Annotated in this window: 15 protein-coding genes; 10 read left to right on the top strand and 5 right to left on the bottom strand. The window is 66.8% G+C overall.

The window, feature by feature from the left end:
• The first annotated feature begins 50 nt into the window (after positions 1 to 50).
• Genes AC5WJ1_RS14935 through AC5WJ1_RS14920 form a run of 4 tightly spaced genes read left to right on the top strand, consistent with a single transcriptional unit; the run spans position 51 to position 4031 of the window.
• Positions 51 to 1028 (top strand): ABC transporter permease, encoded by a 978-nt coding sequence (locus AC5WJ1_RS14935; RefSeq protein ID WP_133097974.1) that lies wholly within the window; start codon positions 51 to 53, stop codon positions 1026 to 1028.
• Between the two features lie 3 nt (positions 1029 to 1031).
• Positions 1032 to 1958 (top strand): ABC transporter permease, encoded by a 927-nt coding sequence (locus AC5WJ1_RS14930; protein ID WP_133097975.1) that lies wholly within the window; start codon positions 1032 to 1034, stop codon positions 1956 to 1958.
• A 16-nt stretch (positions 1959 to 1974) separates the two neighbouring features.
• Positions 1975 to 2973 carry an ABC transporter ATP-binding protein gene (locus AC5WJ1_RS14925; protein ID WP_029048054.1) on the top strand — a complete coding sequence of 333 codons (999 nt, stop codon included), beginning with the start codon at positions 1975 to 1977 and terminating at the stop codon, positions 2971 to 2973.
• Positions 2970 to 4031: an ABC transporter ATP-binding protein gene (locus tag AC5WJ1_RS14920; RefSeq protein ID WP_133097976.1), complete on the top strand. Its 1062-nt coding sequence runs from the start codon at positions 2970 to 2972 to the stop codon at positions 4029 to 4031. Before AC5WJ1_RS14925 ends, AC5WJ1_RS14920 begins: the two co-directional genes overlap by 4 nt.
• Positions 4032 to 4111: 80 nt before the next feature.
• On the opposite strand, the gene AC5WJ1_RS14915 is transcribed toward AC5WJ1_RS14920, so the two are convergent.
• Positions 4112 to 5299, bottom strand: coding sequence for an ABC transporter substrate-binding protein (locus tag AC5WJ1_RS14915; RefSeq protein WP_494476197.1), 1188 nt, complete (start codon positions 5297 to 5299; stop codon positions 4112 to 4114).
• A 277-nt stretch (positions 5300 to 5576) separates the two neighbouring features.
• Between AC5WJ1_RS14915 and AC5WJ1_RS14910 the strand changes: the two genes are divergently transcribed.
• The 4 genes from AC5WJ1_RS14910 (at position 5577) to AC5WJ1_RS14895 (ending at position 11413) form a co-directional block, all read left to right on the top strand.
• Entirely contained in the window at positions 5577 to 7685 is a 2109-nt protein-coding gene (locus AC5WJ1_RS14910) for a molybdopterin-containing oxidoreductase family protein (protein ID WP_195431153.1), read from the top strand.
• A 62-nt stretch (positions 7686 to 7747) separates the two neighbouring features.
• The gene (locus AC5WJ1_RS14905; RefSeq protein ID WP_494476196.1) at positions 7748 to 8830 is read left to right on the top strand and encodes an aminopeptidase; all 1083 of its coding nucleotides are present in this window, start codon (positions 7748 to 7750) and stop codon (positions 8828 to 8830) included.
• Between the two features lie 55 nt (positions 8831 to 8885).
• Entirely contained in the window at positions 8886 to 9536 is a 651-nt protein-coding gene (locus AC5WJ1_RS14900; protein ID WP_494476195.1) for a TetR/AcrR family transcriptional regulator, read from the top strand.
• 194 nt (positions 9537 to 9730) lie between these two features.
• A complete protein-coding gene (locus AC5WJ1_RS14895) occupies positions 9731 to 11413 on the top strand; it encodes a long-chain fatty acid--CoA ligase (RefSeq protein WP_133097981.1) in 1683 nt (560 codons plus the stop codon).
• Positions 11414 to 11482: 69 nt separating this feature from the next.
• Here the strand turns inward: AC5WJ1_RS14895 and AC5WJ1_RS14890 are convergent, their stop codons facing one another.
• From AC5WJ1_RS14890 to AC5WJ1_RS14875, 4 genes are all read right to left on the bottom strand, one after another.
• Entirely contained in the window at positions 11483 to 11926 is a 444-nt protein-coding gene (locus AC5WJ1_RS14890) for a hypothetical protein (RefSeq protein ID WP_135705981.1), read from the bottom strand.
• A complete protein-coding gene (locus AC5WJ1_RS14885; RefSeq protein WP_494476194.1) occupies positions 11923 to 12426 on the bottom strand; it encodes a MarR family winged helix-turn-helix transcriptional regulator in 504 nt (167 codons plus the stop codon). The genes AC5WJ1_RS14890 and AC5WJ1_RS14885 overlap by 4 nt, the downstream gene beginning before the upstream one ends.
• A gap of 132 nt (positions 12427 to 12558) precedes the next feature.
• A complete protein-coding gene (locus AC5WJ1_RS14880; protein WP_133097984.1) occupies positions 12559 to 13560 on the bottom strand; it encodes a tripartite tricarboxylate transporter substrate binding protein in 1002 nt (333 codons plus the stop codon).
• Between the two features lie 180 nt (positions 13561 to 13740).
• Positions 13741 to 14874 (bottom strand): porin, encoded by a 1134-nt coding sequence (locus AC5WJ1_RS14875; protein ID WP_133097985.1) that lies wholly within the window; start codon positions 14872 to 14874, stop codon positions 13741 to 13743.
• 338 nt (positions 14875 to 15212) lie between these two features.
• On the opposite strand from AC5WJ1_RS14875, the gene coq7 reads away from it, so the two are divergent.
• Both coq7 and mraZ read left to right on the top strand, forming a co-directional pair.
• Positions 15213 to 15836 (top strand): 2-polyprenyl-3-methyl-6-methoxy-1,4-benzoquinone monooxygenase, encoded by a 624-nt coding sequence (gene coq7 / locus AC5WJ1_RS14870; RefSeq protein ID WP_434033375.1) that lies wholly within the window; start codon positions 15213 to 15215, stop codon positions 15834 to 15836.
• A 456-nt stretch (positions 15837 to 16292) separates the two neighbouring features.
• Positions 16293 to 16721 (top strand): division/cell wall cluster transcriptional repressor MraZ, encoded by a 429-nt coding sequence (gene mraZ / locus AC5WJ1_RS14865; protein WP_010814778.1) that lies wholly within the window; start codon positions 16293 to 16295, stop codon positions 16719 to 16721.
• The last annotated feature ends 6 nt before the right edge of the window (positions 16722 to 16727 follow it).

Raw genomic sequence — 16727 nt, 5'->3', positions numbered from 1 at the left:
CGCTCCCGGGCGGCGTGCGCATTCGCGCGCGAAAGGATAGTGGTCTTTATATGCTGGTTTTCATCATCCGGCGCCTGATGCAGAGCGTAGTGGTGCTCTTCGTCATGTCGCTGCTGGTTTTCCTCGGCGTCTTTGCCATCGGCAATCCCGTCGACATCCTGATCAACCCGCAGGCCGACCAGGAGGACATCAAGCGCACCATCGCGGCGCTTGGCCTGGACAAGCCGCTATGGGAGCAATACTGGGTGTTCCTGCAGAATGCGCTGCAGGGCAACCTCGGTACCTCGTTCGCGCACGGCACGCCGGCGCTCAAGCTGATCTTCGAGCGCATGCCGGCCACCATGGAGCTGGCCGTGTGCGCGATCCTGCTGGCGATCGTGCTCGGCATCCCGCTGGGGCTGTGGGCCGGGTTGCGGCCCAACGGCGTGGCGGGCAAGTCAATCATGACGGTGTCGATCCTGGGCTTCTCGCTGCCCACGTTCTGGGTCGGCCTGATGCTGATCATGGTGTTCGCGGTGCAGCTCGGCTGGCTGCCGTCCAACGGCCGCGGCGAGACCGTGCGCGTGCTCGGCATCCCGCTCAGCTTCCTGACCGTCGACGGCATCCGCCACCTGGTGCTGCCGGCGGTGACGCTGTCGCTGCTGAACATCGCCATGGTGATCCGGCTCACGCGCGCCGGCACGCAGGAGGCGATGCTGCAGGACTACGTCAAGTTCGCGCGCGCCAAGGGCCTGTCCAATACGCGCATCGTCGGCGTGCATGTGCTGAAGAACATTTTGATCCCGATCGTCACCGTGATCGCGCTGCAGTTCGGCTCGATCATCGCATTCGCGATCGTGACCGAATCGATCTTTGCCTGGCCCGGCATGGGCAAGCTGATCATCGACTCGATCCAGCTGCTGGACCGGCCGGTGATCGTCGCCTACCTGATGGTGATCGTGACGCTGTTTATCCTGATCAACCTGGTGGTGGACATCGTCTACAGCATGCTCGATCCGCGCGTGCGCATTGCCGACAACAAGGGCTGAGCCATGACTGCCGCAACCGTTGAACCGCAAGACAAGACTTCGCCGGCCGCGCGCGAACAATCGCCGTGGCGCCGCTTTGCCACGGAGTTCTTTTCCAGCAAGATCGCGGTGGCCGGGCTGGCCACGCTGGTCACCATCATCCTGATTGCGATCCTCGCGCCGTGGCTGGCGCCGCAGAACCCGTATGACCTGGCTACGCTCGACGTGCTCGACGCGCGCCTGGCGCCGGGCGAGAAGGCCGGCACCGGCATGACCTTCCTGCTCGGCTCGGACGAGCAGGGGCGCGACATCCTGTCGGCGGTGATGTACGGGCTGCGCATCAGCATCGGCGTGGGCGTGGTCAGCACCGTGATTGCGCTGCTGCTGGGTGCCACGCTGGGCCTGCTGGCCGGCTTCCTGGGCGGGCGCACCGAGGCCTTCATCATGCGCGTGGCCGACCTGCAGCTGTCGTTCCCGCCGATCCTGCTGGCGCTGATCCTGCTGGCGTTCCTGCGCCCTGGGCTGGGCAATATCGTGATCGCGCTGGTGGCGGTGCAGTGGGCCTACTACGCGCGCACCACGCGCAGCGCCGCGCTGGTGGAGCGCCGCAAGGAATATATCGAGGCGGCCACCTGCCTGGGCCTGCCGCCGCGCCGCATCATGTTCCGCCACCTGCTGCCCAACTGCCTGCCGCCGCTGATCGTGATCGCGGCGCTGCAGGTGGCGTCGGCGATCACGCTGGAGGCGACGCTGTCGTTCCTCGGGCTGGGCGTGCCGATCACGGAGCCGTCGCTGGGCTCGCTGATCTCCAACGGCCAGCAATACATGCTGTCGGGCAAGTACTGGATCAGCTTCTTCCCGGGCATCGCACTGGTGGTCACCATCGTGGCGATGAATCTGGTGGCCGACCAGTTGCGCGACGTGCTCAACCCGCGCCTGCAGACGCAATAACCCGCGGGAGACCGACATGGCACAACCTACGCTGGTCGTAGAGAACCTGAAGACGCATTTCTATACGCGCGGCGGCATTGCCAAGGCTGTCGACGACGTGTCCTTTACCGTGGGCCGCGGCGAGATCATGGGGCTGGTGGGCGAGTCCGGTTCCGGCAAGTCGATGACCGGCTACTCGATCATGGGCCTGATCGACCCGCCCGGGAAGGTGGTCGACGGGCGCATCGCGCTCACCAGCCGCGACGGCATTACGCGCGACCTGCGCGCGCTGACGCCGGCACAGCAGCGCGACGTGCGCGGCAACCGCATCGCGATGATCTTCCAGGACCCGATGATGACGCTCAACCCGGTCCTGCGCATCGACACGCAGATGATCGAGGCGGTGCTGGCGCACGAGAACGTCGGTAAGGCGGTGGCCCGCGAGCGCGCGCGCAATGCGCTGGCGCGGGTCGGCATCCCATCCCCGGACGAGCGCCTGCTGGCTTATCCGCACCAGTTCTCGGGCGGCATGCGCCAGCGCGTGGCGATCGCGATCGCGCTGCTGAACAAGCCCGACCTGATCATCGCCGACGAGCCGACCACGGCGCTCGACGTCACCATCCAGGGCCAGATCCTTTACGAGATGCAGACCCTGTGCCGCGAATCCGGCACGGCACTGATCTGGATCACACATGACCTGTCGGTGGTGGCGGGACTGGCCGACACCGTGTGCGTGATGTATGCCGGCAAAATTGTCGAAGCCGGCGATGTGCGCCAGGTGCTGGAACATCCCGAGCACCCGTACACGCACGGCCTGATCGGATCGGCACCGTCGCGCAACCCGCGCGGCGCGCCGCTGCGGCAGATCCCCGGCATGACGCCATCGCTGCTGAACCTGCCGGGCGGCTGCTCGTTCCGCGAGCGCTGCCCGTATGCGACCGCCGCGTGCAAGACCGAGCCGCCGCTGGAGACCGCTCCCGACGGCCGCCGCCTGCGCTGCTTCCATCCGGTGCTGGCCAACCAGGAGGCGGCATGACCACGACTGAACTGCAATCCCGACCGATGGCAAATACTGCATCCGCTCCGGGCGAGACACCGGCGGCGCCGCTGCTGGAGCTGCGCGGCGTGTCCAAGCGCTTCGTCAAGTCGCTCGACACCGCCGCGCGCATCGCCAACCTGTTCGGCGCCCATGCGCGCGAAGAGGTGGTGCATGCGGTCGACCGCGTCGACCTGAGCATCCGCACCGGCGAGGTGGTGGGGCTGGTGGGCGAATCCGGCTGCGGCAAGTCCACGCTGGGCCGCATGGCCGTGGGCCTGCACACGCTGACGGAAGGCGATCGGCTGTGGCGCGGCACCAACCTCGACCACCTGCCGCCGGACAAGCGTCGCGAGAAGCAACTGGCGATCCAGATGATCTTCCAGGATCCGTACGCCTCGCTCAATCCGCGGCTGCGGGTGCTGGATATCATCGGCGAGGCGCCGGTGGTGCACGGCATGGTCGACCGTGGCGGGCAGAAGGGCTATGTCGAGGACATGCTGGTGCGCGTCGGCATGGACCCGACCGTGCTGCGGCGCTTCCCGCACCAGTTCTCGGGCGGGCAGCGCGCGCGCATCGGCATTGCGCGGGCGTTGGCGGTAAAGCCGGAGTTCCTGGTCTGCGACGAGTCGGTGGCGGCGCTCGACGTATCGATCCAGGCGCAGGTGCTGAACCTGTTCATGCGGCTGCGCGAAGAGCTGAACCTGACTTACCTGTTCATCAGCCATGACCTTGGCGTGGTCAAGCACATCAGCGACCGCGTCGTGATCATGTACCTGGGGCGGGTGGTGGAGTCGGCGCCGACCGAGGACGTGTTCGCCGCGCCGAACCATCCCTACACGCAGGCGCTGCTGGCCGAAGCGCCGAAGCTGGAGGTCGGCAAGAAGACCTATGTGGCGATCAAGGGCGAGATTCCCTCACCGTTGAATCCGCCGTCGGGGTGCCATTTCCATCCGCGCTGTCCGTATGCGATGCCACGTTGCAAGGAAGAGCAGCCGGCGCTGAAGGAGATTGCGCCGATGCGGTTTTCGGCTTGTCATTTGAATGACATGAAGTAGCGCGGCGGCTTACGCAATCCCGCTGCCTTGCTCCCCTCTCCAAGAGGGAGAGGGGAGAAAACAGGCGCGGGCAGGAAAACTCACCGGATCACCTGCCCCTTCGAATTGATCACCGTCATCTCCACGAACCGCGACCCCACATGGTTCTCCGGCGTGAAGTTGACGATGAAGCCGCCCAGGTCAACGCTTCGCATCGATTCCAGCGCGGTCACCAGCTTCTCGCGCGTCAGGTCCTTGCCCGCGCGGCGCAGTCCTTCGGCAAACGCCTTCGCCGCAATGTAGCCTTCGATGCTGGCGTAGTCGAACTCGTTCGGCTTGCCCGCGGCCTGCAGCAGGCGCAGGTATTCGCGCACCACCGGCAGCGTGGCATTGCCCGGATGCGGCATCACCTGCGAGATGATCACGCCGCTGCCTTTCGCGCCGACCTCGTTGGCCAGCGCCTGCGTGCCGACGAACGAGACGTTATAGAACTGCCCGTTGTAGCCGCGGCGCAGCGCTTCCTTGACGAAGGCGCCAGCGGTGCGATAGGCGCTGATCATCACCACGGTGTCCGGGCTGGCCTTGAGCACGCCCTGCATGGCGTCACCGATTTCCATCGTATTGCGGACCACGGCTTCGCGCGCAACCAGCTGCACGCCGCTGTCGGCGGCGCTCTTCACTGCGCGTTCCAGCTCCTCCAGTTCGGCCTTGCCATAGGCATCGTCGTTGTAGACCACCGCCACGCGCTTCAGGCCGGTGGTCTGGATCTGGCGCAGGATCGCCGTGGCCTCGTCGCTGTAGCCGGCGCGGACATGGAAGACGTAGCGGCTGCGCGGCTCGCGCACCGAGCGCGCGCCGGTGTACGGGCCGAAGAACGGCACCCTGGCCTGTGTCGCCAGCGGCAGCGCTGCCTGGCTGGTGGGCGTGCCGACGTAGCCGAACAGCGCGAAGACGCGCTCTTCCTCGATCAGCTTCCGGGTGTTCTTGGCGGCAGGCTCGGGCTCGTAGTAGTCGTCCAGCACTTCGAGCCGGATCTTGCGGCCGAAAATGCCGCCCTGCTGGTTGATGTGGTCGAAATACAGTCGCGCGCCCGCGTTCATCTGCTTGCCGAGCGACCTGGCCGGGCCCGTCAGTGCCGCGGATTGCCCCAGCAGGATGGTGTCGGCGGTGACGCCGCTTTCGGATATGGCAGTGCTGGCGATGGCAGCGCCGGATGCGCCGCACGTGCCGATGGCGCACGCCACCAGCAGGCCGGCAAGCCGGCCCTTGACCCCGGATCGGAAAAACATAAACCCCCGCAAAATGTGGTTCGGTTACCCGTTCGCCGCCATGGGCCGGTCTGCGCCGGCATTGGTCGGCAAGCGCGCTGCCAGCATGGGGCCGGCCGCGCGCCGGCACATCATATCGAATACAATCCGATCGAGATACTCCCCGCCCTGGCTCCTCACGCCCGCACGGACGGGGACGCGCCGCGGCGCCGGCCCGCGACCCGCGGAAACCGCGCCACAAACCTCACGTTCCGACCGAACGAAAGATAACGACAGACCGCCAGCCCCCGGAGATCCCATGGCTTCCCGCATCGTCCGCGCCGCCTGCCCGCATGACTGCCCCGACACCTGTGCCTTGCTCGTCACCGTCGAGGACGGCCGCGCCGTCAAGGTGGCCGGCGATCCGGACCATCCCGGCACGCAGGGCGTGCTGTGCACCAAGGTATCGCGCTACACCGAACGCACCTACCATCCCGACCGCCTGCTGACGCCGATGAAGCGCATTGGCAGGAAGGGCGAGGGCAAGTTCGCGCCGATTTCCTGGGACGAAGCGCTCGACACCATCGCCACGCGCCTGCAGGCCATCGCCGCGCGCGATCCGCAGGCCATCGTGCCATACAGCTATGCGGGCACCATGGGGCTGGTGCAGGGCGAGAGCATGGCCGCACGCTTCTTCCACAAGCTGGGCGCATCGCGGCTGGATCGCACCATCTGCGCCAGCGCCGGCGCCACCGCGTTGCGCTACACCTATGGCGCCAGCGTCGGCATGGACATGGAGCACGTGGCCGATGCCAGGCTGGTGATCATCTGGGGCGGCAACCCGATCGCTTCCAACCTGCATTTCTGGACGCGTGCGCAGGAAGCCAAGCGCCGCGGCGCCACGCTGGTGGCGATCGATCCCTACCGCTCGCTGAGTGCCGAGAAATGCCACCGCCATATCGCGCCGATGCCCGGCACCGACGGCGCGCTGGCGCTGGGCATGATCCATGTGCTGGTCCGCGACGGGCTGCTCGACCACGACTACATCGAACGCCACACGGTGGGCTTCGAGGCACTGCGCGAGCGCGCCCAGTCCTATCCGCCGGCGCGCGTGGCCGAGATCTGCGGCATCCCCGTTGAAGACATCGAGTGGCTGGCAGGCCTCTACGGCCAGCTGGCGGTACGCGAGCGCCAGCCGGTGGCGATCCGCCTGAACTACGGCATGCAGCGCGTGCACGGCGGCGGCCAGGCGGTGCGGGCGGTGGCGTGCCTGCCGTCGCTGGTGGGCGCGTGGCGCCATGCCGCGGGCGGGCTGCAGCTGTCGACCTCGGGCTTCTTCCCGATCAACGAGGCCGCGCTGCAGCGGCCCGACCTGCTGCCGGGCTGGCCCGGGAAGCTGCCGCGGCTGGTCAACATGAGCACCATCGGCGATGCACTGCTGGCAGACCCCGCCCCCGGTGCACCGCGGATCGAGGCGGTGGTGGTCTACAACAGCAATCCGGTCGCGGTGGCGCCGGAATCCAGCAAGGTGGCCGCAGGCTTTGCGCGTGAAGACCTGTTCACCGTGGTGCTGGAGCACTTCCGCACCGATACCGCCGACTACGCCGACATCCTGCTGCCGGCCACCACGCAGCTGGAGCACACCGACGTGCACAAGGCCTACGGCCACACCTATTTCCTGGCCAACAACGCGGCGATCGCGCCGATGGGCGAGGCGCTGCCGAACACCGAGATCTTCCGCCGCCTGGCGCTGCGCATGGGCTTTGCCGAGGCGTGCTTTGCCGACAGCGATGACGACATCGCCGCGCAGGCGATCCTTCCGGGCGACGCGCGTGCCGCCGGCATCAGCTGGGCATCGCTCAAGGAGCAGGGCTGGCAGAAGCTGGCGCTGGCGCCGGCACCGTTCGCCGAAGGCGGCTTTCCGACCGACTCGGGCAAGTGCCAGTTCTATTCCGAGCCGATGGCGCGCGACGGCTTCGACCCGCTGCCTGACTACGTGCCGCAGTACGAGTCCCCGGCGACCGCGCCGGAACTTGCGGCGCGCTACCCGCTGGCGATGATCTCGCCGCCGGCGCGCAACTTCCTGAACAGCTCCTTCGTCAATGTCGACAGCCTGCGCGCCACCGAGGGCGAGCCGCACCTGGACATCCACCCGGCCGACGCCGCCGAGCGCGGCATCGTGCACGGCGCCATGGTGCGCGCCTTCAACGACCGCGGCAGCATGCTGGCGCGCGCCCGCGTGACCGACCGCGCCCGGCGCGGGCTGGTGGTAGGCCTGTCGATCTGGTGGAAGAAGCTGGCTTCGGACGGCAAGAACGCCAACGAGCTGACCAGCCAGCGCCTGACCGACCTGGGGCGGGCGCCGGTATTCTATGACTGCCTGGTGCAGGTCGAGGCCTGCACGGAAGGGGCGGTCCAGCCGGCATGAACGCGCGGCACGGTCCGCGGCCCGGCCGCCGGCGCGGGGCGGCAATCCTGGCGGCGGCGGTCATGACGGCCCTGGCCCTGCTCACGGCCGGGTGCGAAACCGTCAGCTACTACGCGCAGTCGATCGGCGGCCACCTCGGCGTGATGGCGCAGGCGCAGCCGCTCGACGACGCCATTGCCGGCGCGCGCGACGCCAACGACGCGCGCCTGGCGCAACGGCTGGCGCTGGCCGGCCGCATCCGCGACTACGCGTCGCGCGAGCTGAAGTTGCCCGACAACGGCAGCTACCGCCGCTACGCCAACCTGCACCGGCCCTACGTGGTGTGGAGCGTGTTCGCCACGCCCGAGCTGTCGATGGAGCTGCGCAAGTGGTGCTTCCCGATCGTCGGCTGCATCAGCTACCGCGGCTACTACGCGCAGGCCGATGCCGAGCAGTACGCGCAGGGCCTGCGCCGCGACGGCCTGGAAGCGTACGTGGCAGGCGTTCCCGCCTATTCGACGCTGGGCTATTTCGACGACCCGCTGCTCAACACCTTCGTCTACCTGCCGGAAGGCGAGCTGGCGCGGCTGATCTTCCACGAACTGGCGCACCAGGTGGTCTACGTGCGCAACGACACCGCCTTCAACGAGTCCTTTGCCACCGCCGTGGAAGCCGCCGGCGTGGAGCGCTGGCTGGCCGAGGATGCGTCGGAGGACGCGCGCGCCAGCTATCGCCAGTACGACGCGCGCCGCCAGCAGTTCCGCGCGCTGCTGCTCGGCACGCGCGACCGGCTGGCGGCGCTGTACGAGACGCCGCTGGACGACGAAGCCAAGCGCGAGGGCAAGGCCAGGATCTTCGCCGGCATGCGCGAACAATACGCGCGGCTCAAGGTGGAGTGGGGCAACTACAGCGGCTATGACCGCTGGTTCGACCAGCCCCTGACCAATGCCCACCTGGCGGCGGTGGCGACCTACCAGCAGTGGGTGCCGGCCTTTACCGCGCTGCTGGCGCAGTGCGATGGCGATTGGCGCCGCTTCTATGCCGAAGCCGGCCGCATCGGCGCGCTGCCGTCCGCCGAGCGCGAGGCGGCGCTGCGCCGGCTGGCGCCGCCCGCTACCCGCGTCGATACGCTGACCGCGAGCGGCAAGGCGGCCGCGACCAACTGACGATCGGCGCATTCTGGTCCGTTCCCGCCCATGGCGCCATGCGAGAATTGCGATCATGTCGACCGTACCGAGCCCCAACCCACAAGACGTCGCGCCCGAGCCCGTGCCGGCGCGCGCGCAGATCGCCGAGCGCCAGGAAGCGCGCCGCCGCCAGATCCTGGATACCGCCGCGCAGCTCTTCTACACCAAGGGCTATCCCGGCATGACCATGAACGACCTGTGCCGCGCGCTGGGCGTGACCAAGCCGGCGGTCTACTACTACTTCACCGACAAGTACGAGATCTTCGACATCCTGTGCCGCGAGTCGGCGCAGACCTGCCTGCCCGTGATCCGCGAAACCGCCGACCCGGCGCTGCCGGTGCGCGAGCGCCTGCATGCCTGCCTGCTCGAAATGGCGCGCCGCTGCGTCGCCTGCCACGTGCCCGCGACGCTCAGCTTCCGCGACAACCAGTACCTGCGCCCCGAGACCGTGGCGTGGCTCGACATCATGGCGCGCGGCTTCTACCGCGACCTGTATGCGTTGCTGGAAGAGGGCAAGCGCGAGGGCGTGTTTGCCTTTGGCGATGCGCGCGTGACGGCGCATGCGATCGGCAGCGTGGTCGGCTTCATGTACACGTGGCACCAGCCGGGCCGCATGGATGACGAGGCGCTTGCGCACGAACTCGCCACCAACATGATGAAGCTGGTGCTGCCCAGCGGCGGTTGAGCGCACCGTCCTAGGGGTTATCCCGCTGCCACCGCGGCACCGGTGGCGCATAATGCCCGTCAGGGGCGCGTTGCATCGTGCAATGTCCCCGAGGACTTCGTCTAAGTTGTTGCTAAGTTGTTGTTCTAACCGGGGCGCCCGTTTAGCATCTCGGAAAAATCGAACGACCATTCAGAAATTCAGGAGACGGTGCTATGGACAAGATTTGGCTGAAACACTACCCGGCCGGCGTACCCGCCGAGATTGATGCCAGCCAGTTTCGTACGCTTGCCCAGCTGCTCGAAGCGTCTTTTCGCACCTATGCCGACCGCAAGGCCTTCGTCTGCATGGACAAGGCCATCACCTACGGCGAACTCGACCAGATGTCCGCGCGCTTCGCCGCGTGGCTGCAGTCGCGCGGGCTGCGTCCCGGCGCGCGCGTGGCGATCATGATGCCGAACGTGCTGCAGTATCCGGTGGTGCTGGCCGCGGTGCTGCGCGCCGGCTTCGTCGTGGTCAACGTCAATCCGCTTTACACCCCGCGCGAGCTGGAGCACCAGCTCAAGGACAGCGGCGCCGAGGCCATTGTCATCCTGGAGAACTTTGCCGCCACGCTGCAGCAGGTGCTGGCCCGCACCCCGGTCAAGCATGTGGTGGTCGCCACCATGGGCGACATGCTCGGCGGACTGAAGGGCGCGATCGTCAATTTCGTGGTGCGCAATGTCAAGAAGATGGTGCCGGAGTGGGAGCTGCCCAACTGCGTGCGCTTCAACAGCGTGCTGGCCGAAGGCAGCAAGCTAACGCTGCAGCCAGCGACCACCGGACCTGACGACATCGCCTTCCTGCAATACACCGGCGGCACTACCGGCGTGAGCAAGGGCGCCGTGCTGCTGCACCGTAACGTGGTCGCCAACGTGCTGCAGTCCGAGGCCTGGATGCAGCCGGCGCTGGCCAAGGGCGGCCATATCGACCAGATCGTCACCATTACCGCGCTGCCGCTGTACCACATCTTTGCGCTGACGGTCTGCTGCCTGCTGGGGATGCGCAGCGGCGGCATGAGCGTGCTGATCCCGAACCCGCGCGATATCCCGGGCTTTATCAAGGAACTGCAGAAGTACAAGTTCCACATGTTCCCGGCGGTCAACACGCTGTACAACGCGCTGATCAACAACCCGGAGATCGCCAAGGTCGATTTCTCCGGCCTGCGCGTGGCCAACGGCGGTGGCATGGCGGTGCAGGAAGCGGTAGCCAAGAAGTGGCTGGACAAGACCGGCTGCCCGATCATCGAAGGCTACGGCCTGTCCGAGACCTCGCCGTCGGCCACCTGCAACCCGACCGACAGCAATGCGTTCTCCGGCACCATCGGCATGCCGCTGCCTTCGACCGAAGTGGTGATCCGCGACGACGACGGCAAGGACGTGCCGCTGGGCCAGCCGGGCGAGATCTGCATCCGCGGCCCGCAGGTGATGGCGGGCTACTGGAACCGCCCGGACGAGACCGCCAAGGTCATGACCCCTGACGGCTTCTTCAAGACCGGCGATATCGGCGTGATGGACGAGCGCGGCTACACCAAGATCGTTGACCGCAAAAAGGACATGATCCTGGTGTCGGGCTTCAACGTGTACCCGAACGAAGTCGAAGGCGTGGTGGCCGAGTGCCCGGGCGTGCTGGAAGTGGCCGCTGTGGGCGTGCCCGACACGCACTCGGGCGAGGTGGTCAAGCTGTTCGTGGTCAAGCAAGACCCGGCGCTGACCGAGGCGGACGTGATCGAGTTCTGCAAGGAGCGGCTGACCGGCTACAAGCGGCCGAAGTACGTGGAGTTCCGCACCGAGTTGCCCAAGACCAACGTCGGCAAGATCCTGCGCCGCGAACTGCGCGACAGCCGCAAGGCGGCCTGAGCGCCAGTTCCTGCGCAAACGAAAACGGCCTCCGCAACGGGGGCCGTTTGTCTTGCAGCCTTCAGCGGCTCAGCATTCGTTCGACGGCGCCAGCCTTGGGTCCGGGCTTCCGTCGAGGTAGATCACCCGCACGCACGCGCCAGGCTCCAGCCCCGCTATCGCCGGCGCATTGGCCGATACGAGCGCTCCTTCCGTGGTCCGCACCTTGTACTGGAACAGGTCGATCTGCTGCACCGGCCCCGGACGGCTGAACAGTCGGCTCAGGTCGAAGGCAAAGCCAACGCCCACCCCGCCGCCGCCGCCACCACCCGCCGCGCCCACGCCGACGCTGGTGCCGCTGCCGTAGTAGGGCACCTGCGCGACGTCCATCCTCGTCAGGAATGTCTTCTCGGTCACGCGGCCGAGCTTGATGGTGGCGTTCACCGGGGTCACCTGCGGCGGTTGCGGCGTGCTGCTGCACGCCGCCATGAGCGGCAGCAGGCCGCACAGCGTGAGGTAGGGTAGCGTCTTCATGGCGAGATCAGGCCATTCTTGAGCCTGCCGAGTAGTCGGAACAGCGCGCGCCGGTCGGTTTCGGCCAGACCCGAAAACAGTTGCCCGATCCAGTCCTCATGCGCGCGCGCCATGCGCGAGAATGCCGCGCGTCCGGCCGGCGTCAGGCGGATCAGGTAGGCGCGGCGGTCGGTGGGCAGCGCCTCGCGCGAGACAAGGCCTTCCTGCTGCAACTGGTCAGTGATGCCGGTGACGTTGCCGCCGGTGACCATCATGCGGCGCGACAGCTCGCCCATCTTCAGCCCTTCGGGGTGGCGGTCGAGCTGGGCCATCAGGTCGAAGCGCGGCAGCGTGCAGGCAAATTCCTGCCGCAGCCGCGAGCGGATGTCGCCTTCGATCAGGTTGGTGCAGGTCAGCAGCCGCAGCCACAGCCGCAGGTCTTCGTGCTCGGTCTGGTCGGCACGGGTTTCAAGGTCGACCGGCGCGGTCTCGGCGCCGGCGGCAGGGGACAGGTTTGGCATCTTCAGTGCAACGGTGCGCGGGTGTGCGGCGAACGCCGCCAGCGGCTGCCGGAGCGGGACCGGCAGCCAACATTTGATGCCTCAAGTATATGCGCGATGCGGACGGTCGCCCTGCCGGCGGTCAAACCGCCATCAATCCACCTTGGCGCCTGAATCCTTGACCACCTTGGCCCATTTGGCGGTTTCGGCGCGGATCAGCGCGGCGAACTGCTCCGGCGTGTTGCCGACCGGTTCGGCGCCCTGTGCCTGCAGGCGTTCGCGCACCGCGGGCGCGCCGAGCGCCTTGGCCACTTCCTGCTGGATGCGGTGGATGATGTCCGGCGGTGTCCCGGCGGGTGCCAGCATGCCGAACCAGGAACTGGCCTCGTACTGCGGCAGGCCGGCCGCCTGCGCGATGGTCGGCACGCCCGGCAGCGCCGGCGAGGGTTTGGCGCTGGTCACGGCCAGCGCCTTGAGCTTGCCGGCCTTGATCAGCGCCATCGACGAGGGCAGGTTGTCGAACATCACCTGCATGGTGCCGCCGGTCAGGTCGGTCAGCGCCGGCCCGCTGCCCTTGTACGGGAAATGGACCATGAAGGTCTTGGTCTGCGTCTTGAACAGCTCGCCTGCCAGGTGGATCGAGGTGCCGTTGCCGCTGGACGCCATGTTCAGCTTGCCCGGGTTGGCGCGCGCGTAGGCGATCAGGTCCTTGACGCTGTCGATCTTGTTCTGCTGCGCAAACGCCGGGTTGACCACCAGGACGTTCGGCACCGCCGCGACTTCGGCGATGGGGGCAAAGTCCTTGATGGGGTCGAACGGCAGCTTGCCGTACAGCGACTGGTTGATGCCGTGGGTGCCGACCGTGCCCATCAGCAGCGTATAGCCGTCCGGCGCCGCCTTGGCGACGATATCGGCGCCGATATTGCCGCCCGCGCCGGGTTTGTTGTCCACGACCACGTTCCAGCCGGGCAGCTTGGCCAGCTCCGCGGCGACAGCTCGGGCCAGGATATCGGTGGTGCCGCCGGCGGCGAATGGCACGACCAGGCGGATCGGCTTGGTCGGATACGGATCGGCGGCCAGTGCCGCGGGACTGGCGAGCGCGGCAAGGCTGGCGGACAGCAACAGCGCGACGGCGCGCCGGCGAAGGGGTTGCATGCGTGGTCTCCTGTTGTAGCCGCCTCGTGTTGCCGGGCGGTGGCATGGTCAGTGCATTCTAGTTGGCGGGAATCGGCGCGCCGATGGGGTGATGCCCTATGCGGCAGGCGCCACTCGCCCCCAATGAAAAAAAAAGGCACCCGCAGGTGCCTTTGATCGATCGGCCGGTGAGGCTGGCGATCAGAACTTGTGGCGGATGCCGATGGCGGCGCCAATCATCTTGTCTTCGCCGGTACCCAGGAAGTAACCATTGGCGAAGCTGATCGCCGAGGTGTCGAAGTTCAGGCCGGCGTTCTTCGAGAAGGCCGTGGTCAGGTACACGTCGGTGCGCTTGGACAGGTTGTAGTCGGCGATGAACGAGATCTGCCAGGGGTTCTTGATGTTGTTGGTGGCGCCGGTGGCGGCCGGGTTGAAGTTCTTGACGTCGTCGTAGTAGTACGCGAGCGTCAGGCCCAGTGCCGGGGTGACCTGGTAGTTGCCGCCGACCCAGTAGTAGTTGTCCTTCAGGATCGTATTGTCGTTCGGCGCCTTGCTCATGCCCCAGCGATAGCCGGCCATCAGCTTGGCCGGGCCAAAGGCATAGCTGGCAGCGACCGCGGCCTTCTTGAATTCCCCAGTGCCGCCGGCGGCGTTCAGGGTCGGGTTGTACTGGTCATACGCGCCGCTGATGCCGAACGGGCCGGCTGCCCACGACACGCCTGCACCGTAGCCGGTGTCGCGGCGGAACTGGCCCGGGACTTCGCCGCCGCCGGCGACGCCATTGCCGAACGACCAGTGGGCGACCGCGGTCACCGGACCGAACTTGCCCGTGTACTTGGCGGTGTTGTCCGAGCGGAAGTTCAGGCCCAGCTGCGCCACCACCGGCTCATACTGAGTGGCATAGCCGGTCGGCGAGAAGTTGGCCATCATGTCGAACAGCGAGGTGTACTGACGACCGAAGGTCACGCGGCCCGCCTGGGCGCTTTCCAGGCCGACATAAGCCTGACGGCCGAAGAGGCGGCCGCCTTGCTGCGAGCGGCCATCATCGAGGCCGAAACCGCTTTCGAGCACGAACAAGGCTTTCAGGCCGCTGCCCAGGTCTTCCACGCCGCGCAGGCCCCAACGCGAACCGGACAGGCCGCCGGACGACATGCGGAAGAGGTTCTCCGACGGGCCCGTTGCGAATCCGTTGGCCGCTGACGGCGTGACGCTCGACATATTGCTCACGTACTCGATGTTGGCATCCACCACACCGTAGAGCGTGACGCTCGATTGGGCCTGCGCCGCCCCGGTAAATGCGCCAAGCGCTGCCAGCGCCAGAAGCGATTTCTTCATGCTCGTTGATCTCCACTGTAAGAATTATTGGTGACGGCCCGGGGGAACCTCCTGTTGGTCTCCATCCCCCCTGCGTCAAACTTCCTTAGAAGTTGCGAAGTACTGTAACAAACAACTTTTCGTTCACCATTCGGGCGCAACCCCCTTGTCTGGTTTTAACAACTCAGGGTTTCTGAGTAGCGTGCCGCATCAATGCAAGGCGTGGCGCGGGATGGCGCGAATTAGAGGCAAGCTACAATGCGGGTAATCCCGATGGCGGTCGTAGCGGGCCGCGCCGGCAGCGCGTACCCCACCATGGCGGGGCCTTGGGAGCCAGAAGATCAATCCGCATCCGCGACATGGACACCCTGATCAAAGAATTCGACGTGGCACTGCGCGCCGTTGCCGGGGCAACCCGCTCCGCGCGCGCCAACCCGGCCGACCAGCTGGCACCGGACACCGAACAGATGAGCGCCGAAGAGCGGCGCCACGTGGCCGGGCTGATGCGCATCAACCATGTCGGCGAGGTTTGCGCCCAGGCCCTGTACCAGGCGCAGAAGCTGACCGCGCGCAACGCGACGGTGCGCGCGCAGATGGATGCCGCCGCGCGCGAAGAAGAGGACCACCTGGCCTGGTGCGCCGAGCGGCTGCGCGAACTGGGTTCGCGGCCGAGCCTGCTCAACCCGCTGTGGTACGCCGGCGCGTTTGCGATCGGCTTTGTCGCCGGCCGCGCCGGCGACAAGGTCAGTCTCGGCTTCGTGGCCGAGACCGAGCGCCAGGTCGAGCACCATCTCGGCGGCCACCTGGACCGCCTGCCTGGAGCTGACGGCCGCTCGCGCGCCATCCTCGAGCAGATGCGCGACGACGAGATCCGCCATGGCGATGCCGCGCGCGATGCCGGTGGCATCCCGTTGCCCGCGCCGGTGCGTGCGCTGATGCGTGGTGCCTCGCGCGTGATGACCACCGCGGCCTACCGCATCTGACGCGCTGGGTCCGAGCGCCCGGCCTTATGGCCGCGCGCTCGCGGTTGCCCGCCCGCCCTTGATTTTCAGGCGCTGGCGGGCGATTGTTGTATCCTTCCCTCGGGTTGCGGGACAGTCGTTCCCGCCGCCGCCGGCAGTCCTCCTCCCGCAGTTCTCAGGTGGTTTCTCTGCTTTCCTCCCTAAGATGTTCATTTCATTAAGGATTCACTTTCACGGTGCGTGAGGTGTGCGCGCTAAGTCATTGTTCTGATTCGAAAAATCTCGTTTGCTGCCCTGCAAGCAGCCTTGACCGCCCAAATTGCTTCCTCTAAAGTGGGAAATAGTGTGAGGAAGTGTATTTTTGTGTGAAATTGCGAACCGACCGTGGGATCATTTCGTCACAGTCGGAAACAGCCGAATTCACGCGATTGCCAGCCGCCAGGGGTCACCGGCAGCGGGCAGTAACCGGGGGCGAGCTTGTTTCAGGGAGCATCGGCGCTGTCGCTGGATGCCAAGGGGCGGATGTCCATTCCGTCCAGGCACCGCGAGGCGCTGCAACAGCAGGCCGAGGGCCGGGTGACGCTTACCAAGCACCCGGATGGCTGCCTGCTGCTGTTTCCCCGGCCCGAGTGGGAAACCTTCCGCACGCGCATTGCAGCGCTGCCGATGGATGCGCACTGGTGGAAGCGCATCTTCCTGGGCAACGCCGCCGACGTGGAAATGGACGGCGCAGGCCGGGTGCTGATCGCGCCAGAGCTGCGCAGTGCAGCCATGCTCGACAAGGAAGTCATGCTGCTCGGCATGGGCAGCCATTTCGAAGTGTGGGATGCCGCGACTTACGCCGCCAAGGAACAGCAGGCGATGGCGCAAGGCATGCCCGAAGCATTGAAAAATTTCTCTTTCTGAAGAGGT

It is taken from the genome of Cupriavidus sp. MEYA8, assembly GCF_059278825.1.
This window is presented reverse-complemented; position numbering and strand designations above follow the sequence as displayed.

Excerpts from the sequence above, each read along its gene's own strand:
- AC5WJ1_RS14885 (WP_494476194.1), bottom strand. The coding sequence starts at position 12,426 with ATGCCAAACCTGTCCCCTGCCGCCGGCGCCGAGACCGCGCCGGTCGAC.
- AC5WJ1_RS14890 (WP_135705981.1), bottom strand. The coding sequence starts at position 11,926 with ATGAAGACGCTACCCTACCTCACGCTGTGCGGCCTGCTGCCGCTCATG.
- AC5WJ1_RS14920 (WP_133097976.1), top strand. The coding sequence starts at position 2,970 with ATGACCACGACTGAACTGCAATCCCGACCGATGGCAAATACTGCATCC.
- AC5WJ1_RS14895 (WP_133097981.1), top strand. The coding sequence starts at position 9,731 with ATGGACAAGATTTGGCTGAAACACTACCCGGCCGGCGTACCCGCCGAG.
- AC5WJ1_RS14925 (WP_029048054.1), top strand. The coding sequence starts at position 1,975 with ATGGCACAACCTACGCTGGTCGTAGAGAACCTGAAGACGCATTTCTAT.
- AC5WJ1_RS14905 (WP_494476196.1), top strand. The coding sequence starts at position 7,748 with ATGACGGCCCTGGCCCTGCTCACGGCCGGGTGCGAAACCGTCAGCTAC.
- AC5WJ1_RS14915 (WP_494476197.1), bottom strand. The coding sequence starts at position 5,299 with ATGTTTTTCCGATCCGGGGTCAAGGGCCGGCTTGCCGGCCTGCTGGTG.
- AC5WJ1_RS14910 (WP_195431153.1), top strand. The coding sequence starts at position 5,577 with ATGGCTTCCCGCATCGTCCGCGCCGCCTGCCCGCATGACTGCCCCGAC.
- AC5WJ1_RS14900 (WP_494476195.1), top strand. The coding sequence starts at position 8,886 with ATGTCGACCGTACCGAGCCCCAACCCACAAGACGTCGCGCCCGAGCCC.
- AC5WJ1_RS14875 (WP_133097985.1), bottom strand. The coding sequence starts at position 14,874 with ATGAAGAAATCGCTTCTGGCGCTGGCAGCGCTTGGCGCATTTACCGGG.
- coq7 (WP_434033375.1), top strand. The coding sequence starts at position 15,213 with ATGGACACCCTGATCAAAGAATTCGACGTGGCACTGCGCGCCGTTGCC.
- AC5WJ1_RS14930 (WP_133097975.1), top strand. The coding sequence starts at position 1,032 with ATGACTGCCGCAACCGTTGAACCGCAAGACAAGACTTCGCCGGCCGCG.
- AC5WJ1_RS14935 (WP_133097974.1), top strand. The coding sequence starts at position 51 with ATGCTGGTTTTCATCATCCGGCGCCTGATGCAGAGCGTAGTGGTGCTC.
- AC5WJ1_RS14880 (WP_133097984.1), bottom strand. The coding sequence starts at position 13,560 with ATGCAACCCCTTCGCCGGCGCGCCGTCGCGCTGTTGCTGTCCGCCAGC.